This is a genomic window from Streptomyces sp. NPDC093261, from assembly GCF_044753645.1.
Lineage (GTDB): Bacteria > Actinomycetota > Actinomycetes > Streptomycetales > Streptomycetaceae > Streptomyces.
This window is the reverse complement of the sequence record NZ_JBIVNO010000009.1, coordinates 101795-127109: the sequence shown is the minus strand read 5'-3', so window position 1 is coordinate 127109 and position 25315 is coordinate 101795. Positions and strand designations below refer to the sequence as shown.

The 25315-nt window shown below is 72.3% G+C and carries 23 protein-coding genes; 21 read left to right on the top strand and 2 right to left on the bottom strand.

All coding sequences use genetic code 11. From position 1 onward, the window contains the following. Positions 1-15 precede the first annotated feature (15 nt). The 8 genes from ACIP94_RS20455 (at position 16) to ACIP94_RS20420 (ending at position 8648) form a co-directional block, all read left to right on the top strand. Complete coding sequence (locus ACIP94_RS20455; RefSeq protein ID WP_402427177.1) at positions 16-1122, top strand: quinone-dependent dihydroorotate dehydrogenase; 1107 nt, start codon at positions 16-18, stop codon at positions 1120-1122. Next, positions 1119-2021 (top strand): orotidine-5'-phosphate decarboxylase, encoded by a 903-nt coding sequence (gene pyrF / locus ACIP94_RS20450; protein WP_402427174.1) that lies wholly within the window; start codon positions 1119-1121, stop codon positions 2019-2021. Before ACIP94_RS20455 ends, pyrF begins: the two co-directional genes overlap by 4 nt. Positions 2022-2296: 275 nt before the next feature. Next, complete coding sequence (locus ACIP94_RS20445) at positions 2297-2620, top strand: integration host factor (RefSeq protein WP_103844829.1); 324 nt, start codon at positions 2297-2299, stop codon at positions 2618-2620. A 37-nt stretch (positions 2621-2657) separates the two neighbouring features. After that, positions 2658-3215, top strand: a complete 558-nt coding sequence (gmk, locus tag ACIP94_RS20440) for a guanylate kinase (protein ID WP_402427171.1) — start codon at positions 2658-2660, stop codon at positions 3213-3215. 52 nt (positions 3216-3267) lie between these two features. Further along, on the top strand, positions 3268-3540 hold the full coding sequence (rpoZ, locus tag ACIP94_RS20435) for a DNA-directed RNA polymerase subunit omega (protein ID WP_003982715.1): 273 nt from the start codon (positions 3268-3270) through the stop codon (positions 3538-3540). 158 nt (positions 3541-3698) lie between these two features. Beyond that, positions 3699-4901, top strand: a complete 1203-nt coding sequence (gene coaBC / locus ACIP94_RS20430; protein WP_402427167.1) for a bifunctional phosphopantothenoylcysteine decarboxylase/phosphopantothenate--cysteine ligase CoaBC — start codon at positions 3699-3701, stop codon at positions 4899-4901. Positions 4902-5141: 240 nt separating this feature from the next. Beyond that, entirely contained in the window at positions 5142-6350 is a 1209-nt protein-coding gene (metK, locus tag ACIP94_RS20425; protein ID WP_402427164.1) for a methionine adenosyltransferase, read from the top strand. 135 nt (positions 6351-6485) lie between these two features. Beyond that, positions 6486-8648, top strand: coding sequence for a primosomal protein N' (locus tag ACIP94_RS20420; protein WP_402427162.1), 2163 nt, complete (start codon positions 6486-6488; stop codon positions 8646-8648). A 313-nt stretch (positions 8649-8961) separates the two neighbouring features. Here the strand turns inward: ACIP94_RS20420 and ACIP94_RS20415 are convergent, their stop codons facing one another. Beyond that, positions 8962-9495 (bottom strand): hypothetical protein, encoded by a 534-nt coding sequence (locus ACIP94_RS20415; RefSeq protein ID WP_402427159.1) that lies wholly within the window; start codon positions 9493-9495, stop codon positions 8962-8964. Between the two features lie 300 nt (positions 9496-9795). On the opposite strand from ACIP94_RS20415, the gene fmt reads away from it, so the two are divergent. The 8 genes from fmt (at position 9796) to ACIP94_RS20375 (ending at position 18724) form a co-directional block, all read left to right on the top strand. Beyond that, on the top strand, positions 9796-10728 hold the full coding sequence (fmt, locus tag ACIP94_RS20410; RefSeq protein WP_402427156.1) for a methionyl-tRNA formyltransferase: 933 nt from the start codon (positions 9796-9798) through the stop codon (positions 10726-10728). Between the two features lie 74 nt (positions 10729-10802). Further along, positions 10803-12221, top strand: a complete 1419-nt coding sequence (locus tag ACIP94_RS20405) for an RsmB/NOP family class I SAM-dependent RNA methyltransferase (RefSeq protein WP_402427153.1) — start codon at positions 10803-10805, stop codon at positions 12219-12221. Positions 12222-12345: 124 nt separating this feature from the next. After that, positions 12346-13032 (top strand): ribulose-phosphate 3-epimerase, encoded by a 687-nt coding sequence (gene rpe, locus ACIP94_RS20400; protein ID WP_402427150.1) that lies wholly within the window; start codon positions 12346-12348, stop codon positions 13030-13032. Between the two features lie 78 nt (positions 13033-13110). Next, positions 13111-14154 (top strand): sugar-binding transcriptional regulator, encoded by a 1044-nt coding sequence (locus ACIP94_RS20395; protein WP_402427570.1) that lies wholly within the window; start codon positions 13111-13113, stop codon positions 14152-14154. Positions 14155-14522: 368 nt separating this feature from the next. Beyond that, the gene (locus ACIP94_RS20390) at positions 14523-14843 is read left to right on the top strand and encodes a barstar family protein (RefSeq protein ID WP_402427147.1); all 321 of its coding nucleotides are present in this window, start codon (positions 14523-14525) and stop codon (positions 14841-14843) included. Positions 14844-14982: 139 nt separating this feature from the next. Next, a complete protein-coding gene (locus tag ACIP94_RS20385) occupies positions 14983-16425 on the top strand; it encodes a GuaB1 family IMP dehydrogenase-related protein (protein WP_402427144.1) in 1443 nt (480 codons plus the stop codon). 342 nt (positions 16426-16767) lie between these two features. Beyond that, entirely contained in the window at positions 16768-18261 is a 1494-nt protein-coding gene (locus ACIP94_RS20380; protein WP_402427141.1) for an amino acid permease, read from the top strand. Between the two features lie 10 nt (positions 18262-18271). Then, positions 18272-18724: an Lrp/AsnC family transcriptional regulator gene (locus tag ACIP94_RS20375; RefSeq protein WP_263228900.1), complete on the top strand. Its 453-nt coding sequence runs from the start codon at positions 18272-18274 to the stop codon at positions 18722-18724. 43 nt (positions 18725-18767) lie between these two features. On the opposite strand, the gene ACIP94_RS20370 is transcribed toward ACIP94_RS20375, so the two are convergent. After that, on the bottom strand, positions 18768-19508 hold the full coding sequence (locus tag ACIP94_RS20370; RefSeq protein WP_402427137.1) for a GntR family transcriptional regulator: 741 nt from the start codon (positions 19506-19508) through the stop codon (positions 18768-18770). 225 nt (positions 19509-19733) lie between these two features. Here ACIP94_RS20370 and ACIP94_RS20365 point away from each other — a divergent pair, with 225 nt between their 5' ends. From ACIP94_RS20365 to ACIP94_RS20345, 5 genes are read left to right on the top strand one after another with little or no spacing between them, the layout of a single operon-like run. Further along, positions 19734-20891, top strand: a complete 1158-nt coding sequence (locus ACIP94_RS20365; RefSeq protein WP_402427134.1) for an ABC transporter substrate-binding protein — start codon at positions 19734-19736, stop codon at positions 20889-20891. Continuing rightward, positions 20888-21787, top strand: coding sequence for an ABC transporter permease (locus ACIP94_RS20360; RefSeq protein ID WP_402427132.1), 900 nt, complete (start codon positions 20888-20890; stop codon positions 21785-21787). Before ACIP94_RS20365 ends, ACIP94_RS20360 begins: the two co-directional genes overlap by 4 nt. Next, positions 21775-22587, top strand: coding sequence for an ABC transporter permease (locus ACIP94_RS20355; RefSeq protein ID WP_402427129.1), 813 nt, complete (start codon positions 21775-21777; stop codon positions 22585-22587). The genes ACIP94_RS20360 and ACIP94_RS20355 overlap by 13 nt, the downstream gene beginning before the upstream one ends. 5 nt (positions 22588-22592) lie before the next feature. Next, positions 22593-23681 (top strand): ABC transporter ATP-binding protein, encoded by a 1089-nt coding sequence (locus tag ACIP94_RS20350; RefSeq protein ID WP_402427126.1) that lies wholly within the window; start codon positions 22593-22595, stop codon positions 23679-23681. A gap of 16 nt (positions 23682-23697) precedes the next feature. Beyond that, a complete protein-coding gene (locus ACIP94_RS20345; RefSeq protein WP_402427123.1) occupies positions 23698-25200 on the top strand; it encodes an HAD-IA family hydrolase in 1503 nt (500 codons plus the stop codon). The last annotated feature ends 115 nt before the right edge of the window (positions 25201-25315 follow it).

Sequence of the window (25315 nt, the reverse complement as noted above, 5' to 3'; positions counted from 1 at the left end):
TGAGGACACAGGGACATGTACAAGCTTTTCTTCCGTCTGGTTTTCTCCCGGATGGACCCGGAGCAGGCCCACCACCTGGCCTTCCGCTGGATCCGCCGCGCGGTGCGCATCCCCGTGCTGCGCACCTTCGCCGCCGCCCTTCTCGCGCCCCGGTACAAGGAGCTGCGCACGGAGGCGTTCGGGCTGCGCATGCACGGCCCGATCGGGCTCGCCGCCGGCTTCGACAAGAACGCCCTCGCCGTCGACGGCATGGCGATGATGGGCTTCGACCACGTCGAGATCGGCACGGTCACCGGGGAACCGCAGCCCGGCAACCCCAGGAAGCGGCTGTTCCGGCTCGTCGACGACCGGGCGCTGATCAACCGCATGGGCTTCAACAACGAGGGCTCCCTGGCCGTCGCCGCCCGTCTGGCCTCGCGTACGCCCGTCTTCCGGACCGTCGTGGGCGTCAACATCGGCAAGACCAAGGCCGTACCGGAGACGGAGGCCGTCGCGGACTATGTGAAGTCGGCCGAGCGGCTCGCCCCGTACGCCGACTACCTGGTCGTCAACGTCTCCTCGCCGAACACCCCGGGGCTGCGCAACCTCCAGGCGACCGAGGCGCTGCGGCCGCTGCTGAGCGCCGTCCGCGAGGCCGCCGACCGTACGGTCACCACCCGGCGCGTCCCGCTGCTGGTGAAGATCGCCCCGGACCTCGCCGACGAGGACGTGGACGCCGTGGCCGACCTCGCCGTGGAACTGGGCCTGGACGGGATCATCGCCACCAACACCACCATCGCGCGCGAGGGGCTCGGACTGACCTCCGACCCCTCGCTCGTGAAGGAGACCGGCGGGCTGTCCGGCGCACCGCTCAAATCACGCTCCCTGGAGGTGCTGCGCCGCCTGTACGCGCGCGTGGGCGACCGCATCACCCTGGTGGGCGTCGGCGGCATCGAGAGCGCAGAGGACGCCTGGCAGCGCATTCTGGCCGGTGCCACGCTGGTGCAGGGCTACAGCGCGTTCATCTACGAGGGGCCCTTCTGGGGCCGCGCCCTCCACAAGGGGCTCGCGGCGCGCCTGCGCACGAGCCCGTACGCCACCCTCGCCGACGCCGTCGGCGCCGATGTGAGGAAATCCGCATGACAGCCCACCCGTCGCCCTACCACCACCCCTCAACGAGGCCCTCCGAGCCGCTGCGGCTTTCCGGAGAACCCTTCGGCACGCGTCTGCGCCGCGCCATGGACGAGCGGGGCCCGCTGTGCGTCGGCATCGACCCGCACGCCTCGCTGCTGGCCGAGTGGGGCCTCGACGACGATGTGGCGGGACTGGAGCGGTTCAGCCGGACGGTCGTGGAGGCGATGGCCGACCGCGTCGCCGTCCTCAAGCCGCAGAGCGCGTTCTTCGAGCGCTTCGGCTCGCGTGGGATCGCCGTCCTGGAGAAGGCGGTCGAGGAGGCGCGGGCGGCCGGGGCGCTGGTCGTCATGGACGCCAAGCGCGGCGACATCGGCTCGACCATGGCCGCGTACGCCGAGTCCTTCCTCCGCAAGGACGCCCCGCTGTTCTCCGACGCGCTGACCGTCTCGCCGTATCTGGGCTACGGCTCGCTCAAGCCTGCCGTGGACCTCGCGCGCGAGAGCGGCGCCGGGCTCTTCGTGCTCGCGCTGACCTCGAACCCCGAGGGCGGCGAGGTGCAGCACGCGGTGCGCTCCGACGGCCGGAACGTGGGCGCGACGATGCTCGCCCACCTCGCGGCCGAGAACGCGGGAGCGGAGCCCCTGGGCTCCTTCGGCGCCGTCGTGGGCGCCACGCTCGGCGATCTGTCGTCGTACGACCTCGACATGGGCGGCCCCCTCCTCGCGCCGGGCATCGGAGCCCAGGGAGCCACCCCCGCCGACCTTCCCCGGGTCTTCGGCAAGGCCGTGCGCAACGTCGTGCCGAATGTGAGCCGGGGCGTGTTGCGGCACGGTCCCGACGCGGTCGCGCTCCGTGACGCCGCGGAACGCTTCGCGGAGGAGATCCGGGTCGCGGTGGCGGCCGGCTAGACGTTCCCGGGCCTCCGCCGGGGTCCTCCGGGGTGGGTCCGCGGAGCCGCCTGAGTCTGAATACATCCTCAAATCCGGGGCAGTATGTCCGAAAAGTCCGACTCGAGAGAGGCTGACCAGGACTTTTCCGCTGTTCTCGCTGACTCTGGCGGACTTGCCCGCTAGTCTCCGACGAGAGAACGGGCAAGCGTGTTGCTCGTGGCTCCCCAGGTGTGGGGCGACTAGGTTCCTCACCGGTCCGTATCCGACAGTTCGACATCCGAGGTGACGTAGGCGTGGCTCTTCCGCCCCTTACCCCTGAACAGCGCGCAGCCGCGCTCGAAAAGGCCGCCGCGGCTCGCCGGGAGCGGGCCGAGGTCAAGAATCGACTCAAGCATTCCGGCGCCTCCCTGCACGAGGTCATCAAGCAGGGCCAGGAAAACGACGTCATCGGCAAGATGAAGGTCTCCGCCCTCCTCGAGTCCCTCCCGGGCGTGGGCAAGGTCCGCGCCAAGCAGATCATGGAGCGACTCGGGATCTCCGAGAGCCGCCGAGTGCGTGGCCTCGGTTCCAACCAGATCGCCTCCCTGGAGCGCGAGTTCGGCGGCACCGCCAGCTGAGTCCGGTGCACTCCGGGATTGCTGGAATAATCGCTGCATGAGTGAACGTCCGCGGCTGACCGTGCTCTCCGGCCCCTCGGGGGTCGGCAAGAGCACGGTCGTCGCCCATATGCGCAAGGAACATCCCGAGGTCTGGCTCTCGGTGTCGGCGACGACCCGCAAGCCTCGCCCGGGTGAGCGGCACGGGGTCCACTACTTCTTCGTCACCGACGACGAGATGGACAAGCTGATCGCCAACGGCGAGCTGCTGGAGTGGGCCGAGTTCGCCGGCAACCGCTACGGCACGCCGCGGGCCGCCGTACTGGAGCACCTGGAGTCCGGTGTGCCGGTGCTGCTGGAGATCGACCTCCAGGGCGCCCGGCAGGTCCGGGAGTCCATGCCCGAGGCGCAGCTCGTGTTCCTGGCTCCGCCCTCCTGGGAGGAGCTGGTGCGCAGGCTCACCGGACGCGGGACCGAGCCGCCCGAGGTGATCGAGCGCCGTCTGAAGGCGGCCACGATCGAACTGGCGGCGGAGCCCGAGTTCGACGAGACCCTGGTCAACACCTCGGTCGAGGATGTGGCGCGCGAGCTGCTAACCTTGATAAACGTTGTGTGATCAGGGTTGTGTGATCAGGTCTGATCTTTCCCCATCTTTCGGAAGGCAGAGCGTGTCCTCTTCCATCACCGCGCCCGAGGGCATCATCAACCCGCCGATCGACGAGCTCCTCGAGGCCACCGACTCGAAGTACAGCCTCGTGATCTACGCGGCCAAGCGGGCCCGCCAGATCAACGCGTACTACTCGCAGCTCGGTGAGGGCCTCCTCGAGTACGTCGGTCCCCTCGTCGACACCCACGTCCACGAGAAGCCGCTCTCGATCGCGCTGCGCGAGATCAACGCCGGTCTGCTGACCTCCGAGGCCGTCGAGGGCCCGGCGCAGTAACCGGACGTGCGGTATGTCATATCGCCATACCGCGACAGGTTTTTCCACAGGCCCGGCAGCACTCCTGCCGGGCCTGTGGTCTGCTCGGGGGAGCGCGGGGGACGGCCTCCGCGGTGATGCAGCATGGGGATGTACGGATCCGAGTCCGGGGAGAGACGGTGGACAAGCCGAAGGTCGTTCTGGGAGTCAGCGGTGGCATCGCCGCCTACAAGGCCTGCGAGCTGCTGCGCAGACTGACCGAGTCCGGGCATGACGTACGCGTCGTGCCGACCGCCTCCGCGCTGCACTTCGTCGGCGCGGCGACCTGGTCGGCGCTCTCCGGCAACCCCGTCTCCACCGAGGTCTGGGACGACGTCCACGAGGTGCCCCACGTCCGCATCGGCCAGCACGCCGATCTGGTCGTCGTGGCCCCCGCGACGGCCGACACCCTCGCCAAGGCGGCCCACGGCCTCGCCGACGACCTGCTGACCAACACCCTCCTCACCGCCCGCTGCCCGGTCGTCTTCGCCCCCGCGATGCACACGGAGATGTGGGAGCACCCCGCGACCCAGGAGAACGTGGCGACGCTGCGCCGCCGCGGCGCGGTCGTCATCGAACCGGCGGTCGGCCGGCTCACCGGCGTCGACACCGGCAAGGGGCGCCTGCCCGACCCGGCCGAGATCTTCGAGGTCTGCCGCCGGGTGCTGGCCGGGGGCGTGACCGAGCCGGACCTCAGGAACCGGCATGTCGTCGTCACCGCCGGCGGCACCCGCGAGCCCCTCGACCCCGTCCGCTTCCTGGGCAACCGCTCCTCCGGCAAGCAGGGCTACGCCCTGGCGCGCACGGCCGCCGCCCGCGGCGCCCGCGTCACCCTGGTCGCCGCGAACACGGGCCTTCCCGACCCGGCCGGAGTGGACGTCGTGCGGGTGGGCACGGCCGTGCAGTTGCGCGAGGCGGTGCTGAAGGCGGCCGCGGACGCGGACGCGGTGGTCATGGCGGCCGCGGTCGCGGACTTCCGGCCGGCGGTCTACGCCTCCGGGAAGATCAAGAAGAAGGACGGCCAGGATCCCGAGCCCATCGTCCTGGTGAGGAATCCGGACATCCTCGCCGAGATCTCGGCCGACCGGGCCCATCCCGGCCAGGTGATCGTCGGCTTCGCCGCCGAGACGGACAACGTGCTGGTCAACGGCCGCGCCAAGCTGGAGCGCAAAGGCTGCGACCTGCTCGTGGTCAACGAGGTGGGGGAGCGCAAGACCTTCGGCGCCGAGGAGAACGAGGCAGTGGTGCTGGGGGCCGACGGCACTGAGACCCCGGTGCCGTACGGCCCCAAGGAGGCACTCGCCGAGACGGTGTGGGACCTCGTGGTGCCGCGCCTGTCCTGAATCGCTCCTTCCGCTGGAGACCCGCTCGGGCCTCGGCACATTCGCGCGTGGCGACCCTGGAAAAGAGCGTGTGGCATTGGGCAGAATGCCCGTGCCGCAGGTCACAGGGCTCCCGAGAGGCGAGACAGGTGGGCCGGTGGTCGAGCGCGACCGATAAACTGTTCTCGGACGACGCCGGGCGCAGCCCCCGTCCCGTCCGCCCATGATCAGCCAGCAGCCGCTGCAACCCCAGGGAGCGTTGTGTCCCGTCGCCTGTTCACCTCGGAGTCCGTGACCGAGGGTCACCCCGACAAGATCGCTGACCAGATCAGTGACACCATTCTCGACGCGCTTCTGCGTGAGGACCCGACGTCCCGGGTCGCCGTGGAGACGCTGATCACGACCGGTCTGGTGCACGTGGCCGGCGAGGTCACGACCAAGACGTACGCGGACATCGCGACGCTGGTGCGCAACAAGATCCTCGAGATCGGCTACGACTCGTCGAAGAAGGGCTTCGACGGCGCCTCCTGCGGTGTCTCGGTGTCGATCGGCGCACAGTCCCCGGACATCGCGCAGGGTGTGGACGCGGCGTACGAGACCCGTGTCGAGGGCGACGACGACGAGCTGGACCGCCAGGGCGCGGGCGACCAGGGCCTGATGTTCGGCTACGCGAGCGACGAGACCCCGACGCTGATGCCGCTGCCCATCTTCCTGGCGCACCGCCTGTCCAAGCGGCTGTCCGACGTCCGCAAGAACGGCACCATCCCCTACCTGCGTCCGGACGGCAAGACCCAGGTCACCATCGAGTACGACGGTGACAAGGCGGTCCGCCTGGACACGGTCGTCATCTCCTCGCAGCACGCGAGCGACATCGACCTCGACTCGCTGCTCGCCCCCGACATCCGCGAGTTCGTGGTCGAGCCGGAGCTGAAGGCCCTGCTGGACGAGGGCATCAAGCTGGAGACGGACGGCTACCGCCTGCTGGTCAACCCCACCGGCCGGTTCGAGATCGGCGGTCCGATGGGTGACGCGGGCCTGACCGGCCGGAAGATCATCATCGACACCTACGGCGGCATGGCGCGGCACGGCGGCGGCGCGTTCTCCGGCAAGGACCCGTCCAAGGTGGACCGCTCGGCGGCGTACGCGATGCGCTGGGTCGCCAAGAACGTCGTGGCGGCGGGCCTGGCCTCCCGCTGCGAGGTGCAGGTCGCGTACGCGATCGGCAAGGCCGAGCCGGTCGGTCTGTTCGTGGAGACCTTCGGCACGGCCAAGGTCGACGCCGAGAAGATCGAGCACGCGATCGCCGAGGTCTTCGACCTCCGCCCGGCCGCGATCATCCGTGACCTGGACCTGCTCCGCCCGATCTATGCGCAGACCGCCGCCTACGGCCACTTCGGCCGCGAGCTGCCCGACTTCACCTGGGAGCGCACCGACCGCGTGGAGGCGCTCCGCGCGGCGGCAGGGCTGTAGCCCTTCCCCACTCGTGCAGGAGGCCCGGCGCCCTTCGAGGGAGCCGGGCCTCGGCGCGTCACCGGCGGGCCCGGGGGCCGGGGGCGGCCCGCGGCCCGCGCGGCGGTGTCAGTGCGGTTTGGTAAGAATGCAAGCGTGAGCAGCGGGAACGGGCAGCAGCACGGAGCGGGCGGGGAGGATGCCGGGCCGCCCGAGCAGCTTGCCCTGATCCGTGAGGCCGTGCGCCAGGCCAGGACGCCCCGGGCCAAGCCGCGGACCTGGCGAGGGGCCGCGCTCGCCAAGGAGCTGCCCGTCGCGCGCGTCCTGGTCGACAAGGGCGTGCTGCATCTGGACCGGTACTTCGACTATGCCGTGCCGGAGGAGCTGGACGCCGTGGCGCGGCCCGGCGTCCGGGTCCGGGTGCGGTTCGGGGCCGGTGGGCGGACGGTGCGCGAGGGGCGGCGCGAGGGCGGAGGGCTCATCGACGGGTTCCTCGTCGAGCGGGTGGCCGAGTCCGACTACGCCGGGCCCCTCGCGGCGCTGGCCCAGGTCGTGTCGCCCGAGCCCGTTCTCTCGCCCGAGCTGCTGGATCTCGCCCGCGCCGTCGCGGACCGGTACGCGGGCAGTCTCGCCGATGTGCTCCAGCTCGCCGTGCCGCCGCGGCATGCCCGGGCCGAGGCCACCGAGACGGGTCCGCCGCCCTCGCCTCCCGCCGCGCCGGATCCCGGCTCCTGGCGGCGGTATGGGCGGGGGCCGGAGTTCGTGCGGTCCCTGGCCTCCGGCGGTGCGCCGCGGGCCGTGTGGACCGCTCTGCCCGGACCACAGTGGGCGGAGGAGATCGGCCGGGCCGTGCAGGCCACGCTCGCCTCGGGCCGGGGCGCGTTGGTCGTGGTGCCGGCGGGGCGGCCCGCCGCTCGGGTCGATGCCGCGCTGAGGGCGCTGATGGGGGAGGGGCAGCACGCGCTCCTGACCGCCGACGCCGGGCCGGAGCGGCGGTACCGGGAGTGGCTCGCGATACGGCGTGGGGCCGTGCGGGCCGTCGTCGGGACACGGGCCGCCATGTTCGCACCGGTCCGCGATCTCGGCCTCGTCGTCGTCTGGGACGACGGGGACGCCGGCCACAGCGATGACCACGCCCCGTTCCCGCATGTGCGCGAGGTCCTGGAGCTGCGGGCCTCGCGTGACAAGTGTGCTTTTCTGCTCGGGGGGTGGAGCTGCACCGTCGAGGCCGCGCAGCTGGTCGAGAGCGGCTGGGCGACTCCGCTGGCCGCCGACCGTGAACGGGTGCGAGCCGCCGCGCCGCTCGTGCGGACCGTGGGGGACGGGGATCTCGCGCGGGACGAGGCGGCGCGGGCGGCCCGGCTGCCGACGCTGGCGTGGGAGGTCGTACGTGAGGGGCTGCGGCACGGCCCCGTGCTGGTGCAGGTGCCCCGGCGGGGATATGTCCCCCGGCTGGCCTGTGCCCACTGCCGCGCGCCCGCCCGCTGCCGGCGCTGCGCCGGGCCGCTTGCCGCCCAGGACGCCGGGGAGCTGCGGTGCGGCTGGTGCGGGCGGGAGGAGAGCGCCTGGCACTGTCCCGAGTGCGGCGGCTTCCGGCTGCGTGCGCAGGTGGTGGGCGCCCGGCGGACCGCCGAGGAGCTGGGGCGCGCGTTTCCGGCCGTTCCGGTACGGACGTCCGGGCGTGAGCAGGTGCTGGACACGGTCCCGGACGTCCCCGCTCTGGTCGTCAGCACTCCGGGCGCCGAGCCGGTCGCCGAGGGCGGCTACGCGGCCGCGCTGCTGCTGGACGGATGGGCCATGCTCGGGCGGCCGGATCTGCGGGCGGGCGAGGAGGCGCTGCGGCGGTGGATCGGTGCGGGCGCGCTCGTCCGGCCGCAGTCGGCGGGCGGGACCGTGGTGGTCGTCGCCGAGCCGACGCTGCGGCCCGTGCAGGCGCTCGTGCGGTGGGACCCCGTCGGGCACGCGGTGCGGGAGCTGGCCGAGCGGGCCGAGCTGGGGTTTCCGCCGGTGTCGCGGATGGCGGCGGTGTCGGGACCGGCCGGGGTGGTCACCGGCTTCCTCGCGGGGGCCGGTCTCCCGCCGGACGCCGAGGTGCTCGGCCCCGTGCCCGTCCCGGTTGCCGAGGCCGGGCGCCCGCGGCGGACCGGGGGGCCGCCGCCCGGGGAGCGGTGGGAGCGGGCGCTCATCCGGGTGCCGCCCGGAAGCGGAGCGGCGCTGGCCTCGGCACTGAAGACCGCGCTGGCGGCCCGGATGGCTCGCGGGGGGAGCGGCGGAGGCGAGACGGTGCGGATCCGCATCGACCCGCCGGACATCGGCTGACGGGCGGCGGGCCGGTGGCCCGGGGCACGGAGCGTGCGGGCCGGGCCGGCGGGCCCGGGATACGGGGCGCCGGGCCCGCCGGCTGGACGGCGGCTTCGCGGTTCGGGGCACTTCGCGGCTCGGGCGCGTCGCCCAAGGGCGGTGGTTCGGGGCGTGCCGGAGTGGCGGTGGGGAGCCGGCCTCGGTCCACGGATTGTGGGGCCGGGTCCGGCGTACGGGCCTCCGCTCGCCCGTACGCGGCCGCGCGGCTGCCTCCCGGTGGGGCCGGGAGGCAGGCCCTCCTGGTGTGGCCGGGAAGCAGGCGGAAGGCCGTTCAGCCGTTGCGGGGGCCCGGGAAGGCCGTCGGCCGCACCTCGTCGCGGAGTGTGGGACTGCCCGCCGTAGGCTGCGTCGGCATCGAGCGGGCCGCGGGCACCGTGGGGATGCCCGTGCCCACGTTGAGCGTGCGGCTGCCGGTCGGCTCCGGCGCGCGTTCGGCCTCGGTCGTCGCCTGGGCGGCGGTCCGGCGGGCGCCGTAACGGCGGTGCACCGCCTGCTTGGTGACGCCGAGTGCGGAGCCCACGGCGTCCCACGAGAACCCGAGCGAGCGGTCGAAGTCCACGGCCGCCGTGACCAGGGTCTCGACACTGTCCCGCAGCTCCTGGGCGAGGCGGACGGTCGGTGCGGGCGCGCGCCCGTAGACGACGAAGCCCGTGGACGGGCCGGAGCGGCGCGGGCGGTAGACATTGCCCAACTGGGCGGTGAGGGTGCGCAAAGCGTCCACCTGTCGGCGGACCCGCTCGATGTCCCGCACCAACAAGTGCAGGCTGGCCCGGGCCTGGGCGTCGTGAGTTGCGTGGTCGGCCATGAACAAGCCTCTCGAACCGGCGTTGAAAGGAATCGGGCCGCGATCGCGGCCCGTTGTGGTCAACTCTTTCTTGACCAACGCGCATGTGGGGCTCTGGTCACGGTGCGGGGGCGTAAGGAGATGGATGTACGCCCCCCGCGGTGGTGTGCGCTGTGAGAGGCATTCGCCCTGGATCAGGGCGCCCTTCCCGCTTCCGGCGGCACTGCCCCCCATAGACTGGTGCGCTATCCGTGCGCCTCGGCCCGCCGCAGTCGCCCGGGCCCCCGTCCCGACTCCCGCCCGAGAGGCCGTCACCCACCCATGAGGCTTGTCTTCGCAGGTACCCCCGAGGTCGCCGTTCCCGCGCTGGACGCCCTGCTCGCGTCCGAGCGGCACGAGGTGGCGGCCGTCGTCACGCGGCCCGACGCACCGGCGGGCCGTGGGCGCAGGCTCGTCGCCAGCCCCGTCGCCGAACGGGCGGAGGAGGCGGGGATCGAGGTCCTCAAGCCGAACAGGCCCCGCGAGGAGGACTTCCTCGCGCGCCTGCGGGAGATCGCGCCCGACTGCTGTCCCGTCGTCGCCTACGGGGCGCTGCTGCCCCGGGTGGCCCTCGACATCCCCACCCACGGCTGGGTCAATCTGCACTTCTCGCTGCTGCCCGCCTGGCGCGGCGCGGCCCCCGTGCAGCACTCCCTCATGGCGGGTGACGAGATCACCGGTGCCTCCACCTTCCTCATCGAGGAAGGACTGGACTCCGGGCCCGTCTACGGCACCGTCACCGAGCGGATCCGCCCCACCGACACCAGCGGCGATCTGCTCACCCGTCTCGCCTTCGCCGGTTCCGGACTGCTCGCCGCCACCATGGACGGCATCGAGGACGGCACCCTCAAGGCCGTACCGCAGCCCGCCGAGGGCGTCACCCTCGCGCCCAAGATCACCGTCGAGGACGCGCAGGTGGACTGGGCCGCGCCCGCGCTCCGTGTCGACCGCGTGGTGCGGGGCTGCACGCCCGCGCCCGGCGCGTGGACCACGTTCCGCGGCGAGCGGCTCAAGCTGATCCAGGTCACGCCCGTGCCCGAGCGCACGGATCTGGCCCCGGGACAGCTGGCGGCCGGCAAGAACCACGTCCACGTCGGCACCGGCTCCTACGCCGTCGAGCTGGTGTGGGTGCAGGCCCAGGGCAAGAAGCCGATGCAGGCCGCGGACTGGGCGCGCGGTGTGCGCATCGGCGCCTCGGAGACCCTCGGCGGCTGACCTCCCCGCCTGCCCACAACCCCCGGACGTACGCTGGGAAGCGCACGTCGTCCCATACCCGGAGCACCTTTTTCGTGAGCGACCAGCCCCGTCGGACCCACAGGCCCGGCAAGCCCTACCGCCGGCCCAAGAAGGACCCCGTCCGCATCCTCGCCTTCGACGCGCTGCGGGCCGTCGACGAGCGGGACGCCTACGCCAACCTCGTCCTGCCGCCGCTGCTGCGCAAGGCGCGCGAGAAGGGCGACCTGGACGGGCGGGACGCGGCGCTCGCCACCGAGCTGGTGTACGGAACCCTGCGTCGGCAGGGGACGTACGACGCCATCATCGCGGCCTGTGTCGACCGCCCGCTGCGCGAGGTCGACCCGCCCGTGCTCGATGTGCTGAGCCTCGGGGCGCACCAGTTGCTGGGGACGCGGATCCCCAGCCATGCCGCCGTGTCCGCCACCGTCGAGCTCGCCCGTGTCGTGCTCGGCGACGGACGGGCCAAGTTCGTGAACGCCGTTCTGCGCAAGGTCGCCCAGAACGACCTCGACGGCTGGCTGGAACGGGTCGCGCCGCCCTACGACCAGGACCCCGAGGACCACCTCGCCGTCGTGCACTCGCACCCGCGCTGGGTCGTCTCCGCCCTGTGGGATTCCCTCGGCGGCGGGCGCGCCGGGATCGAGGACCTGCTGGAGGCCGACAACGAGCGGCCCGAGGTCACGCTCGTGGCCCGGCCCGGCCGCGCCACCACCGAGGAGCTGCTCGGCGAGGAGGCCGCGGTGCCGGGCCGCTGGTCGCCGTACGCCGTCCGGCTCACCGAGGGCGGCGATCCCGGAGCCGTGGAGGCCGTGCGGGAGGGCCGCGCGGGCGTCCAGGACGAGGGCAGCCAGCTCGTCGCCCTCGCCCTCGCGAACGCGCCCCTGGACGGGCCCGACGAGCGGTGGCTGGACGGATGTGCCGGGCCCGGCGGCAAGGCCGCGCTGCTGGCCGCCCTCGCCGCCGAGCGGGGCGCCGCGCTGCTCGCCTCCGAGAAGCAGCCGCACCGGGCCGGTCTGGTGGCCAGGGCGCTCGCCGGGAACCCGGGGCCGTACCAGGTCGTCACCGCAGACGGGACCCGGCCGCCGTGGCGCCCCGGGGCGTTCGACCGGGTCCTGATGGATGTGCCCTGCACGGGACTCGGTGCGCTGCGCCGCCGCCCCGAGGCCCGCTGGCGGCGCCGCCCCGAGGACCTCGAGGGGTTCGCGCCCCTCCAGCGCGCCCTGCTGCGGACGGCCCTGGAGTCCGTACGGGTCGGCGGCGTCGTGGGCTACGCCACCTGCTCGCCCCATCTCGCCGAGACCCGGGCCGTGGTCGACGACGTCCTCAAGCAGGACCGGAACGCCGAACTCGTCGACGCCCGGCCGCTGCTGCCCGGCGTGCCCGCCCTCGGTGACGGCCCCGACGTACAGCTGTGGCCGCATCTGCACGGCACCGACGCGATGTATCTGGCACTGATCCGCCGTACCGGCTGACCAGCCGGCGCCCGGCGCGGGAGGGGGCGCCGTCATGCCGGGCGTGCCCCCGTCGCAGGCCCGGCGGCACCCCTTGCTACGCACCGGGGAGAGCAACCGATGGCGGGCATGGCAGGCTTGGGGCATGGCCGTGCAGATCAACCCCAGCATCCTGTCCGCCGACTTCGCCCGCCTCGCCGAGGAGGCGCGGGCCGTACGGGGAGCCGACTGGCTCCACGTCGACGTCATGGACAACCATTTCGTTCCGAACCTCACGCTCGGCGTGCCGGTCGTAGAGGCTCTGGCGCGGGCGACGGACACTCCGCTGGACTGCCATCTGATGATCGAGGACGCCGATCGGTGGGCGCCGCAGTACGTCGAAGCGGGTGCCGGATCGGTCACGTTCCACGCCGAGTCGGCCGCCGCGCCCGTCCGGCTCGCCCGGGAGATCCGGGCCAAGGGTGCCCGCGCCTCCATGGCGCTCAAGCCCGCCACGCCCATCGAACCGTACGAGGACCTGCTGCCCGAGCTGGACATGGTGCTGATCATGACGGTGGAGCCCGGTTTCGGCGGACAGGCCTTCCTCGACATCATGCTGCCCAAGATCCGTCGCACCCGTGAGCTGATCAGCAAGCACGGCCTCGAACTGTGGCTCCAGGTCGACGGCGGTATCTCCGCTTCCACCGTCGAGCGCTGCGCGGAGGCGGGCGCGGACGTCTTCGTGGCCGGCTCGGCGGTGTACGGCGCGGCCGACCCGGCCGCGGCGGTACGTGCACTGCGCACCCAGGCGGAGGCGGCGACCGCCCGTGCGTCCTGGGCGTGCGACGACTGAGCCAACGGAACCTGAACGCCGGCCGTCCGGGCTGATCGAAACCGTCGGATCTGCAAGGATGAACGGCGAATGCAGAGTGTGAACAGCAGTGAGGAGATGGCCGTGTCGGGTATGTCGGCGGGCCGGTCAGCCATGCGGATGGGGCCCGCTGAGCTGGTGCAGGCGGCGGCCATGGCCCGTCGCTTCTATCTCGAGGGCAAGTCCAAGATCCAGATCGCGGAGGAGTTCGGCGTCAGCCGCTTCAAGGTGGCCCGGGTCCTGGAGACCGCCCTCGAACGGGATCTCGTACGGATCGAGATCCGGGTGCCGGCCGAGCTGGACGCGGAGCGCTCCGACGCGCTGCGCGCCCGCTACGGCCTCAGGCACGCCGTCGTGGTCGAGTCCCCCGCCGAGGCAGAGGAGTCGCCCGACCCCGAGAACCTCGGAGAGGTGGCCGCCGATCTGCTCGGCGAACTGGTGACCGAGGGAGATGTGCTCGGGCTCGCCTGGGGCCGGTCGACCATCCACATGGCGGCCGCCCTGGACCGGCTGCCGCCGTGCACGGTGGTCCAGCTGACGGGCGTGTACGACGCCGGGACCGCCGAGCGCGGCTCGGTGGAGGCCGTCCGCCGCGCCGCCCAGGTCTCCGGCGGGGACGCGCACCCCATCTACGCGCCGATGCTGCTGCCGGACGCGGCGACGGCGGCGGCGCTGCGCAACCAGACGGGGATCGCCCGTGCCTTCGAGTACTTCGACAAGGTCACGGTCGCCTGTGTCTCCATCGGCTCCTGGGAGCCGGGCATCTCGACGGTGCACGACATGCTCAGCGACGAGGAGCGGGCGCACTACGCGTCCCTCGGTGTCGCCGCCGAGATGTCCGCGCACCTCTTCGACGCCCAGGGCCGCCGGGTCGGCCGGGACCTGGGGGAGAGGTGCATCACCGTCAAGGCGGACCAGCTGCGCCGTATCCCCGAGGTCGTCGCGATCGCGGGCGGCCAGCGGAAGGCGGCCGCCATCGACGCGGTCCTGCGCTCGGGGCTCGTCACCAGCCTGGTGACGGACACCTCGGCGGCGGACTACCTGATGACGGCGGGGCCGGCGCCGATCCCGGCCCTGCATCGGGCGGACCCGGACGGACCGTGAGGCCCTGACCGGACCGGCGACCGGGCGCGCCCCTGCGGGGCCGGGACCCGGCGTGGGCCCGCGGGGCCGCGGTTGGACGTGAGGGGCCGGCACTGGCGGCGTCAGTCCCGGCTGACGCGGCATGCCCGTCCCCTGGCGCGTGGGTTGGGGCCCGAGGGGCTCCGGTGCGTGGGTTGCGGCCCGAAGGACTCCGGTGCGCCGGTGCGTCCGAAGGGACCCTGTGCGTGGATGCGTCCGAAGGGACACCGGTGACCGGATGCGTCCCGAGGGACACCGGCGCGCGCACCGCTTCCTTGTCACCGTGCGGGCCGGCGCGGTCTACTACAGCGATCACATCGACGATCACCAACGCGCGGGGCGGTGCTGAGATGAGCGAAGATCTGGCGGACCGGCTCGTGGTCACGCTGGACCTCGACGGCGTCGCCGACAAGGCCGCCTTCATGGAGCGGGTCGCGCTGGCCCTGGACCTGCCGGACTGGTTCGGCCGCAACTGGGACGCGCTCGCCGACTCGCTGACCGACCTCACCGTCTGGCCCGACGGTGCCGTGGAGCGGGGCCTGCTGCTGGTCGTGCTGGGCTGGCGGGCGTACGCGAGGGAGCGGCCCGAGGAGTGGCGGATCGCCGAGGAGGTCTTCTCCGAGGCCGCGGACGGCACGCCCGAACTGACCGTGGCGCTCGCGCTTGGATGATCCGACCAAGCCCCTCTGACCTGCCTGGATGATCTGTCCGGGGATCGCACAATCCCGGGCATGGGACAATGAAGTACGTGCTCTTCCCCCTGGCTGACCTGTCCGGGGGCCGCCTCTGATCGACTGGGATGTGCAGCACGTGCGTTTCCTCAATGACATCCAGCCTGCCTACGACCTGACCTACGACGACGTTTTCATGGTGCCGAGCCGCTCCGCGGTCGGCTCCCGGCAGGGCGTGGACCTCACCTCCCCGGACGGCACGGGCACGACCATCCCGCTGGTCGTCGCCAACATGACCGCGATCGCCGGTCGCCGCATGGCGGAGACGGTGGCCCGGCGCGGGGGACTGGTCGTCATTCCGCAGGACATCCCGATCGACGTGGTCACCGACGTCATCTCCTGGGTCAAGGGCCGCCACCTGGTGCTGGACACCCCGATCGTGCTGGCCCCGCACCAGACCGTCGCCGACGCCCTGGCGCTGCTGTCCAAGCGCGCGCACAACGCGGGCGTGGTCGTCGACGAGGAGCACCGGCCGATCGGTGTGGTCACCGATGCGGACCTCTCCGGCGTGGACCGCTTCACCCAGCTCGAAGTGGTGATGTCCAAGGACCTGCTGCTGCTCGACGCCGACATCGACCCCCGTGAGGCGTTCAACATCCTCGACGGCGCCAACCGCCGGTACGCGCCCGCCGTGGACCGTGACGGCAAGCTCGCGGGCATCCTGACCCGCAAGGGCGCCCTGCGTGCCACGCTCTACACGCCGGCCACCGACGCGAAGGGCAGGCTCCGCATAGCCGCCGCCGTCGGCATCAACGGCGACGTCGCCGGCAAGGCCAAGCAGCTCCTCGACGCGGGTGCGGACACCCTCGTGATCGACACCGCGCACGGCCACCAGGAGTCGATGATCAGCACCATCAGGACGGTGCGCGCGCTGGACCCGCAGGTGCCGCTGGCGGCGGGTAACGTCGTCGCCGCCGAGGGCGTGCGCGATCTCATCGAGGCCGGCGCGGACATCGTCAAGGTCGGTGTGGGCCCCGGCGCCATGTGCACCACGCGGATGATGACCGGTGTCGGCCGGCCCCAGTTCTCGGCGGTGCTGGAGTGTGCGGCCGAGGCCCGGAAGTACGGCAAGCACGTGTGGGCCGACGGCGGTGTCCGCCACCCGCGCGACGTGGCCATGGCGCTGGCGGCCGGTGCGTCCAACGTGATGATCGGCTCGTGGTTCGCGGGCACCTACGAGTCTCCGGGCGACCTTCAGCAGGACGCGGGCGGCCGCCTCTACAAGGAGTCGTTCGGCATGGCGTCGGCGCGCGCGGTCCGCAACCGCACGTCGGAGGAGTCGGCGTACGACCGGGCCCGCAAGGCGCTGTTCGAGGAGGGCATCTCGACCTCCCGTATGTTCCTCGACCCGGTCCGCCCGGGCGTCGAGGACCTGATCGACTCGATCATCGCGGGCGTCCGTTCCTCCTGCACCTACGCGGGCGCGGGCTCCCTGGAGGAGTTCGCCGAGCGGGCCGTCGTGGGCATCCAGAGCGCGGCGGGCTACGCGGAGGGCAAGCCGCTGCACGCCAGCTGGAGCTGATGCCCGCCGCCTCGGCTCCACGGCCTTGCCGGTCCGGCGACACGGCCCCTGTTCCCCCTCATGGGCGGTGCGGGGGCCGTCGCCGTGTCCGGGCGGAAACCGCGCAGCTCGGTCATACGGGGCGCAAACATCGAAACGGCCTGCGCAACAAACACCCATGACATCTCGATGAACGCAAGGATCTTGCGACAGTGCGCAAGGTTGCTGCATTACGCCCGTGAAGGGCGGACTCATAGGGTCATGCGCTGTACGTGGCGTGGCGAGGACCCCGCTCGGTGGTCCCCGTCCGGGGTCCGCCGGTCCCGCCTGCCCCCTTGACCGGCAGCGAGAAGGAGCCGACGCGTGCTCGACCAAGGCGCACCCCCGCAGTCCTCCAGTCATCCAGCCCCGCCGTCCCCCGGCCTCGGCGCACGCCTGATGCGCCGCAAGCCCGTGGAACGCCTGGTCGCCGAGGGCGGCCAGGGCGAGGGAGGAACGCTGCGGCGTTCGCTCGGGCTGTGGCAGCTCACCATGATCAGCATCGGTGCCACGCTCGGCACCGGCATCTTCGTGGTCCTCGGCGAGGCCGTCCCGAAGGCCGGCCCGGCCGTGACGCTGTCCTTCGTGATCGCCGGTCTCACCGCGCTGTTCTCCGCGCTGTCCTACGCCGAACTGGCGGGCACGATCCCGGTCTCCGGATCCTCGTACTCCTACGCGTACGCGACGATGGGTGAGCTGATCGCCTGGATCTGCGGCTGGTGTCTGGTCCTGGAGTACGGCGTGTCGGTCGCCGCCGTCGCGGTGGGCTGGGGCCAGTACCTCAACGAGCTGCTGGACGGCACCATCGGCGTCACCATCCCGGCCGCGCTGTCCGCACCGCCCGGTGACGGCGGCATCTTCAACCTGCCCGCGCTGATCGTCGTGCTGCTGGCCATGGCCTTCCTGCTCGGCGGTGCCCGGGAGTCGGCGCGCGCCAACACGATCATGGTCTCTGTGAAGATCGCCGCGCTGCTGCTGTTCTGCGTCATCGGCATCCAGGGCTTCCGCTCCGGCAACTACGCGAACTTCATGCCGCTCGGCATGGCCGGGGTCAGCGCCGCCGGGGCCACGCTCTTCTTCTCGTACATCGGCTTCGACGCCGCCTCCACGGCCGGCGAGGAGGCGAAGAACGCGCAGCGCGACCTGCCGCGCGCGATCATGCTGTCGCTGGTCATCGTGACGGCGCTGTACGTCGTCGTCGCGGCCGTCGCCGTGGGTGCCAAGCCCTGGAAGCGGTTCAACGACTCCGAGGCGGCACTCGCCCAGATCACGAAGGACGTCACGGGACAGACGTTCTGGGGCACGCTGCTGGCGGCCTGCGCGGTCATCGCCATCGCGAGCGTCGTGCTGACCGTCCTCTACGGCCAGACGCGCATCCTCTTCGCGATGTCGCGCGACGGACTGGTGCCCAAGGTGTTCTCGCGCGTGCACCCCCGGACCGGCACGCCGCGCGCCAACACCGTCATCGTCTCGGTCTTCTGCGGTGTCCTCGCCGCCGCGATCCCGCTCGGGCAGCTGGCCGACGCCACCAGCATCGGCACGCTGTTCGCCTTCGCGCTGGTCAACATCGCGGTCGTGGTCCTGCGCCGGACGCGCCCGCAGATGCCCCGCACCTTCCGGGTGCCGCTGTCGCCGGTGCTGCCCGCGCTGGGCTTCGCCTTCTGCGTGTGGATGATGGGCAGCCTGTCGGCCGTCACCTGGGTGGTCTTCGGTGTCTGGATGGCGGTAGGGCTCGTGTTCTACTTCGGGTATGGCCACCGGCGCTCCCGGCTGGCCGCCGCTGAGCCCGCGGCACCCGCAGTCACCGTAGAGAAGTGAACCGCCCGCCTTGCTGAACGATCTCGACGAACGCATCGTCCACGCCCTCGCTGAGGACGCCCGCCGCTCCTACGCGGACATCGGGCAACTGGTCGGCCTGTCCGCACCCGCCGTGAAGCGGCGGGTGGACCGGCTGCGCGCCACCGGCGCGATCACCGGGTTCACGGTCCGGGTGGACCCGGGGGCGCTCGGCTGGGAGACCGAGGGGTTCGTCGAGATCTACTGCCGGCGCAACACCTCGCCGGAGACCATCCAGCGGGGCCTGGAGCGCTACCAGGAGGTCGTGGCCGCCTCCACCGTCACCGGTGAGGCGGACGCGATCGCCCAGGTCTTCGCCTCCGACATGCGCCACTTCGAGCGGGTGCTGGAGCGGATCGCCGGGGAGCCGTTCGTGGAGCGCACCAAGTCGGTGCTCGTCCTGTCGCCGCTGCTGCGCCGGTTCTCGTCGGGATCGCCGACCTGAGCCGTCCTGTCGAGGGGCCCGGCCGGCCGGTGCCCCCGGCGTCCTATTCCGCGGTCTTCCGGGCCAGCGCGTTGTTCCCGATCGAGTTGTGCACGCTGAAGCTCACGGCGTCCGAGCGGTAGCGGTCGTCCGACCACTCCACCGGGCGGCCCTCGCGGGTGGTCGTGACCCGGCGGACCCGCAGCAGCGGGCCGGCCCGGCGGACACCGAGCAGTTCGGCGTCCTGGGCGCCCGCCGCGACGGCGTCGATGGTGTGCTCGCCGTACGCGAACACCAGGCCCGTCTCCTCGTAGAGCCGCTGGGTGACCGAGGGGCAGTCCGGCTCGAGGGACTGCACCGCGGGGGAGATCCAGTCGGCGTACACCGTGCGCTCCAGCAGCACGGGCTCCCCGTCCAGGCCGCGCACCCGCAGGACGTGCAACACCGGTGCGCGCTCCGGCAGATGGAGCCGTACCGCGTCCTCCTTGGTCGCCGGCCGGTACTCCTGCGACACCACATGCCCGGTCGCCTCCCGTCCCATGGCGCGGGCCCACTGGGCGAAGCTGCGCAACTCCGCGAAGCTCTGGCTGCGCCGGCTGGCCAGGACCACCCGCCGGGCGCCCTGCCGGGACCCGATGAGCCCCTCGGCGGTCAGGGCCGCGACCGCCTGGCGGACCGTGCCGCGGGAGACGCCGTAGTGGGCCGCGAGGTCCGACTCGGTGGGCAGCAGACTGCCCACCGTGTACTCCTCGCGGTCGATCGCCCGCCGCAGTTCGTCGGCGATCTCCTCGTGTCGCGCCGCCATGCTTCCCCTCTGAGTCGACCGCTGTTCACAGCGGGGACAGCCTAATCGAGACCTGGGCGTGATCTTCCCTCGTCGGGATTGTGCAGGCAAGAGGGGTCCAGGGTTTCGCCGGCGTTTACGAAAAGGACACCAGCGACGGGCGTACTAGGGGCAACTTGTTCAGACAAGTTGAGCCAGCCCCTCCCTCCCTCAGTTTCACCGCTCGCGCGTACTCCTGGAGAGACAGTGACCGTGTTCCTGCCGAGAACCGCCGTCCTCACCGGTGGCCTCGCCGTCGCCGCAGCACTCGCCCTCAGCGCCTGTGGCGCTGCCCCCGACAACGCGTCGACCGCCGCGGGCGGCAAGAACGCGGCCACCGCGACCTCCGCCGCGGACTTCGGCGGTCTCGACGCCCTCGTGAAGGCGGCCGAGAAGGAGGGCACGCTGCACGCGATCGCCCTGCCCCGCGACTGGGCCAACTACGGCGCCCTGATCGACGGCTTCCAGAAGAAGTACGGCATCAAGGTCCAGGTCGAGAACCCGGACGGCGCCAGCCAGGACGAGATCAACGCCGTCACCTCCCGCAAGGGCCAGGACCGCGCCCCCGACGTCCTCGACCTCGGCAGCTCCTTCGCGCTGAGCGCCGCCCAGCAGGGCCTGCTCGCGTCGTACAAGGTCACGGCGTACAACGACATCCCCGCCGTGCAGAAGGACCCGCAGGCCCGCTGGTACAACGACTACGGCGGCTACGTCTCCATCGGCTGCGACGCCAAGCGCGTCAAGGAGTGCCCCACCACCTTCAAGGACCTCCTCAAGCCGCAGTACAAGGGCCAGGTCGCCCTCAACGGCAACCCCACCAAGTCCGGTTCCGCCTTCGGCGGCGTCTACGCGGCCGCGCTCGCCAACGGCGGCTCCTTCGACAACATCCAGCCCGGCCTCGACTTCTTCGCCAAGCTGAAGAAGAACGGCAACTACACGCCCGTCGAGTCGACCCCGGCCACCGTCGAGAAGGGCGAGACCCCGATCAGCATCGACTGGGACTACCTGAACGCCGGATACGCCGACGAGTTCAAGTCCAAGGGCCTGGACTGGAAGGTCGCCGTGCCGAGCGACGGCGCGTACGCCCAGTACTACTCGCAGGCCATCAACAAGGACGCCCCGCACCCGGCGGCCGCCCGTCTGTGGCAGGAGTACCTCTACAGCGCCGAGGGCCAGAACCTCTGGCTCAAGGGATACGCCCGCCCCGCGCTGATGCCCGCCATGGACGAGGCCGGCACGCTCGACAAGAGCGCCGCGGCCAAGCTCCCGCAGGTCTCCGGCACGCCGTCCTTCCCGACGGAGGCCCAGCAGAGCAAGGCCAAGACGGTCATCGCCCAGGGCTGGGGCAAGGCCGTCTCCGGATGACCGCCGTCCTCACCGAGGCCGAGGTGGCGCCCGCCGCTGCTCCGCAGCAGCGGCGGCGCCGCGTCTCCGGCTCGCTCGCCGTTCTGCCGCTGCTCGTCTTCACGGCCGTCGCCTTCGGGGTTCCGGCGCTGGCCATGCTCAACGGCGCCTTCAGTGTCAAGGACCCGACGACGGGCGCCACGTCCTACGGCACGGCCAACCTGACCGTGTCCCTGCGGGGCGCCTACCTCACCGCCCTGCTCGGCAGCGTGAAGCTGTCCGCCGTCTGTGCCGCCGTCGGCACCGTCCTCGGGCTGCTGCTCGCCCAGGCCGTGGTGACCTCCCGCTTCCGCGCCCTGCGCGAGGCCGTGCTCACCGCGTCCGGCGTCCTCGCCAACTTCGGCGGTGTCCCGCTGGCCTTCGCCTTCGTCGCCACCCTCGGCAACTCCGGTGTGGTGACCCGTCGTCTGGGGCTCAGCGACCAGGGCTGGAGCCTCTACAGCTTCTGGGGTCTGGTCATCGTCTACCTGTACTTCCTGATCCCGCTGATGGTCCTCGCCATCACCCCGGCCCTGGAGGGCCTGCGCGCGCAGTGGCGGGAGGCCGCGCAGAACAACGGCGCCACCACCGTCCAGTACTGGCGCCATGTGGCCCTGCCCGTGCTGGGGCCCTCGCTGCTCGGCGGGTTCGTGCTGCTGTTCGGCAGCGCCTTCTCCGCGTACGCCACGGCCGCGGCCATGGTGGGCAGCGCGGTGCCGCTGGTCACCCTGCAGATCGCCGACGCCCTCTCCGGCAACGTCCTGGTCGGCCAGGAGAACGTGGCGCTCGCCCTCAGCCTCGACATGGTCCTGGTCGCGGGCCTGGTCATGGCCGTGTATCTGCCCCTGCAACGACGGAGTGCGCGATGGCTCGCCTGAACCTGTGGCGCTGGGGCGTCCTCATCCCGGCCGGTCTGTACTTCCTGGTCCCGCTCGCCGCCTCCGTGGTCTTCACGGTGGACGTGCCCGGCCAGGGCGTCACCTTCGACGCCTACCGCCAGATCGTCTCCACCCCCGGCTTCGGCTCCGGCCTGCTGCTGTCGCTGGAGCTGGCCGCCGCCACCATCGTGGTGGTGCTGCTGCTGATGGTGCCCGCCACCGTCGCCCTGCGGCTGGACGCGTCCCGGCTGCGGCCGGTCGTCGAGGTCGTCTGCTCGCTGCCGCTGGTCGTCCCGCCGATCGCGTTCGTCGCGGGCATCGCCACGGTCCTGAAGTGGGGACCCGACCATCTCTCCCGGACACCCCTGTTCGAGACGTTCGTGGTGATCCAGGACCAGGACTTTCCCATCGTGCTGGTCCTCGCCTACGTCGTGATGGCGCTGCCGTTCGTGTACCGGTCCCTGGACGCGGGCCTGCGCGCCATCGACGTGCGCACCCTCGTGGAGGCCGCGCGCAGCTGCGGGGCGAGCCCGGCCCGGGCGCTGGTCCAGGCGGTGCTGCCGAATCTGCGCGGGGCGCTGCTGAACGCCTCCTTCCTCACGCTGGCGCTTGTCCTCGGCGAGTTCACCGTCGCCCAGCTGCTGGGCTTCACCCCCTTCGCCGTGTGGATCTACAGCGTCGGCGGCTCCCAGGCCCAGCTGTCCGTCGCCGTCTCCGTGCTCAGCCTGCTCGTCACCTGGGCCCTGCTCCTCTCGCTCGCCGTCTTCGGCGGGCGCTCCCGAACCGCCGCCAAGGGATGAACCACATGACCCTCGACCAGGCCGCCCCACGCGATGCGGCCGTATCCCGCGACAACGCCGCGACCGTCGAATTCCGCGCCCTGCGGCGGGAGTTCGGCCCCACCGTGGCCCTCGACGGGCTCGACCTGACCGTCCGGCCCGGCGAGCTCCTCGCCCTGCTGGGCCCGTCCGGCTGCGGCAAGACCACCGCGCTGCGGATGCTCGCCGGATTCGAGCACCCCGACTCCGGGGCGGTGCTCGTCGACGGAGAGGACGTCAGCCGTGTCCCGGCCCATCGCCGCGACGCCGGGATGGTCTTCCAGTCGTACAGCCTCTTCCCGCACCTGACCGTGCTCGACAACGTGGCGTTCGGGCTGCGCATGCGCAAGGTGCGCACCGCGCAGCGGCGCGCCCGCGCCGCCGAACTGCTCGACCTGGTCGGCCTCGGCGACAAGGGCGAGCGCTTCCCGCACCAGCTCTCCGGCGGCCAGCAGCAGCGTGTCGCCCTGGCCCGCGCGCTCGCCCTGCGCCCGCGTGTCCTGCTCCTCGACGAGCCGCTCTCCGCGCTCGACGCCAAGGTGCGGCTCACCCTGCGCGAGGAGATCCGCCGCGTGCAGCAGGAACTCGGCATCACCACCCTGTTCGTCACCCATGACCAGGAGGAGGCCCTGTCCATGGCGGACCGGGTCGCGGTGATGCGCGCCGGCCGGCTCGAACAGTGCGCCGCCCCGGCCGAGTTGTACGGCCGGCCGGCCACCGCCTTCGTCGCCGAGTTCGTCGGCACGATGAGCCGGATCCCGGGACGACTGAACTCGGGCATCGTCGAGGTGCTCGGGCAGCGGCTGCCCGTCGACGGGGACGCGCCCGCCGCGACCGACGTGGACGTGCTGGTGCGGCCCGAGTCGGTCCGGGTGACCGCGGACGACAAGGGAGAGGCGCGCGTGGTCGCCACCGCGTTCCTCGGCGCCACGGTGCGGCTGACCGTGCGCCTCGCCGACGCCACCGAGGTGAAGGCCGACCTGCCGGCGCACGACGCGGCCGCGCTCAGCGCCGGTGCTGCCGTGGCGGTGACCCTGCCGGAGCGCCCGGTGCTGGTCGCCGAGCGCGTCCGCTGAAGCCTGCCTCCCCGGCATGAACACCTTCCCCCCACACAGGAAAGAGACAAACGTGACCCGACGCCCGCTCCAGGCCGTCCTGTTCGACATGGACGGCACGCTCGTCGACACCGAGCGACTGTGGTGGGAGGCGGTGGAGCGGATCGCGGCCGGACTCGGCCGGGCGCTGGACGCCGACGACCAGCCGGAGGTGCTCGGCCGTCCCGTCGAGCACACGGCCGACTGGCTGGCCTCGCTCACCGGCGCCCCGGCCGCCGGTATCTCCGCGGAGCTGCACCGTGAGTTCGCCGACCGGGTCCGGGACGGGGTCGAGCCCCGCCCCGGCGCCCTCGCCCTGCTGGATGCCCTCGCCCGCGACGGCATCCCCACCGCGCTGGTGACCGCCTCCCCGAGGGCCGTCGCCGACACCGTCCTCGAGGCGCTGGGCGCCGAACGTTTCGCGGTCTCCGTCACCGCCGACGACACCGAGCGCACCAAGCCCGCGCCCGATCCGTACCTCGCCGCGTGCCGCGCGCTCGTCGTGGACCCGGTCGCCTGTGTGGCCGTGGAGGACACCCCGACCGGCGTCGCCTCCGCCGAGGCGGCGGGCTGCGCGGTGCTCGCCGTGCCGTCGCTCGCGCCGATCGACGCGGCGCCCGGGCGGACCGTGCTGGCCAGCCTGGAGGAGGTCACGCCCGAGCGGCTGCGGTCCCTGCTGTCGTACGAACTGCGCGTGATGACCTGGAACCTGTGGCTCGGCGGCAGCATGGTCGACGACCACCGGGCCAAGCAGCTCAAGACCGTCCTGGAGACCGGGGCCGATGTGGTGGGCCTCCAGGAGACGGCCGGCACGGCGGCCCAGGAGCTGGCCGAGGCGCTCGGCTGGTACCACCACCGGGCCGGGGAGAACCTCGGCGTCATCAGCCGATACCCCCTCACCGCCCGCTTCGGCGACCCGGAGGTGGGCTTCTACGGGGCGGCGGGCGTCCGGGTGAGCGTCGCCCCGGACTGCGAGGTGGACGTCTGGACGGCCCACCTGGACTACACGCCGTACGGGCCCTACGAATCCGCCTTCGACGGCCTGCCCGCGGCCGGACTGATCGCCCACGAGGAGGTGCGGCTCGCCCAGATGCGGGACACCCTGCGCAGGATCGGCGAGTCGGCCGGCGACGGTGTTCCGGTCGTGCTGGTCGGCGACTTCAACTGCCCCTCGCACCTGGACTGGCCGGATGTCGCCTGGCCGGTGACGAAGGCCGCCGAGGAGGCGGGCTTCGGCGACTCCTACCGCGAGGCGCACCCGGACCCGGTCCGCGACCCGGGCCACACCTGGTCCCCGATCCATCCCCTGCACGAGGACGGCAGCGGGCGCCCGGAACCGCAGGACCGTATCGACTTCGTGCTGCACCGGGGTCTCGCGGTGCTCGACTCCGGCACCGTGGTCACCGGCACCCCGAGCGCCTGGCCCGAGGTCGCCGGCAACGACTGGCCCTCGGACCACGCGGCGGTCGTCACCACCTTCGCCGTGCCCCGGAGGTTCTGACTCCGGGTTACCTCTGACAACCATTGCGGCGGCGTGATCCTTCCCGTAGGTTGTGGCGCGTTCACTACCGGCGGGTAATACCTGCAGGTCAACCGATCCCCGCCCCGCACCCGAC

Bases quoted from the DNA above. Each gene is read 5' to 3' on its own strand.
- ACIP94_RS20455 (WP_402427177.1), top strand. From the start codon at position 16: ATGTACAAGCTTTTCTTCCGTCTGGTTTTCTCCCGGATGGACCCGGAG.
- pyrF (WP_402427174.1), top strand. From the start codon at position 1,119: ATGACAGCCCACCCGTCGCCCTACCACCACCCCTCAACGAGGCCCTCC.
- gmk (WP_402427171.1), top strand. From the start codon at position 2,658: ATGAGTGAACGTCCGCGGCTGACCGTGCTCTCCGGCCCCTCGGGGGTC.
- ACIP94_RS20415 (WP_402427159.1), bottom strand. From the start codon at position 9,495: ATGGCCGACCACGCAACTCACGACGCCCAGGCCCGGGCCAGCCTGCAC.
- fmt (WP_402427156.1), top strand. From the start codon at position 9,796: ATGAGGCTTGTCTTCGCAGGTACCCCCGAGGTCGCCGTTCCCGCGCTG.
- rpe (WP_402427150.1), top strand. From the start codon at position 12,346: ATGGCCGTGCAGATCAACCCCAGCATCCTGTCCGCCGACTTCGCCCGC.
- ACIP94_RS20390 (WP_402427147.1), top strand. From the start codon at position 14,523: ATGAGCGAAGATCTGGCGGACCGGCTCGTGGTCACGCTGGACCTCGAC.
- ACIP94_RS20370 (WP_402427137.1), bottom strand. From the start codon at position 19,508: ATGGCGGCGCGACACGAGGAGATCGCCGACGAACTGCGGCGGGCGATC.
- ACIP94_RS20360 (WP_402427132.1), top strand. From the start codon at position 20,888: ATGACCGCCGTCCTCACCGAGGCCGAGGTGGCGCCCGCCGCTGCTCCG.
- ACIP94_RS20355 (WP_402427129.1), top strand. From the start codon at position 21,775: ATGGCTCGCCTGAACCTGTGGCGCTGGGGCGTCCTCATCCCGGCCGGT.
- ACIP94_RS20350 (WP_402427126.1), top strand. From the start codon at position 22,593: ATGACCCTCGACCAGGCCGCCCCACGCGATGCGGCCGTATCCCGCGAC.
- ACIP94_RS20345 (WP_402427123.1), top strand. From the start codon at position 23,698: ATGAACACCTTCCCCCCACACAGGAAAGAGACAAACGTGACCCGACGC.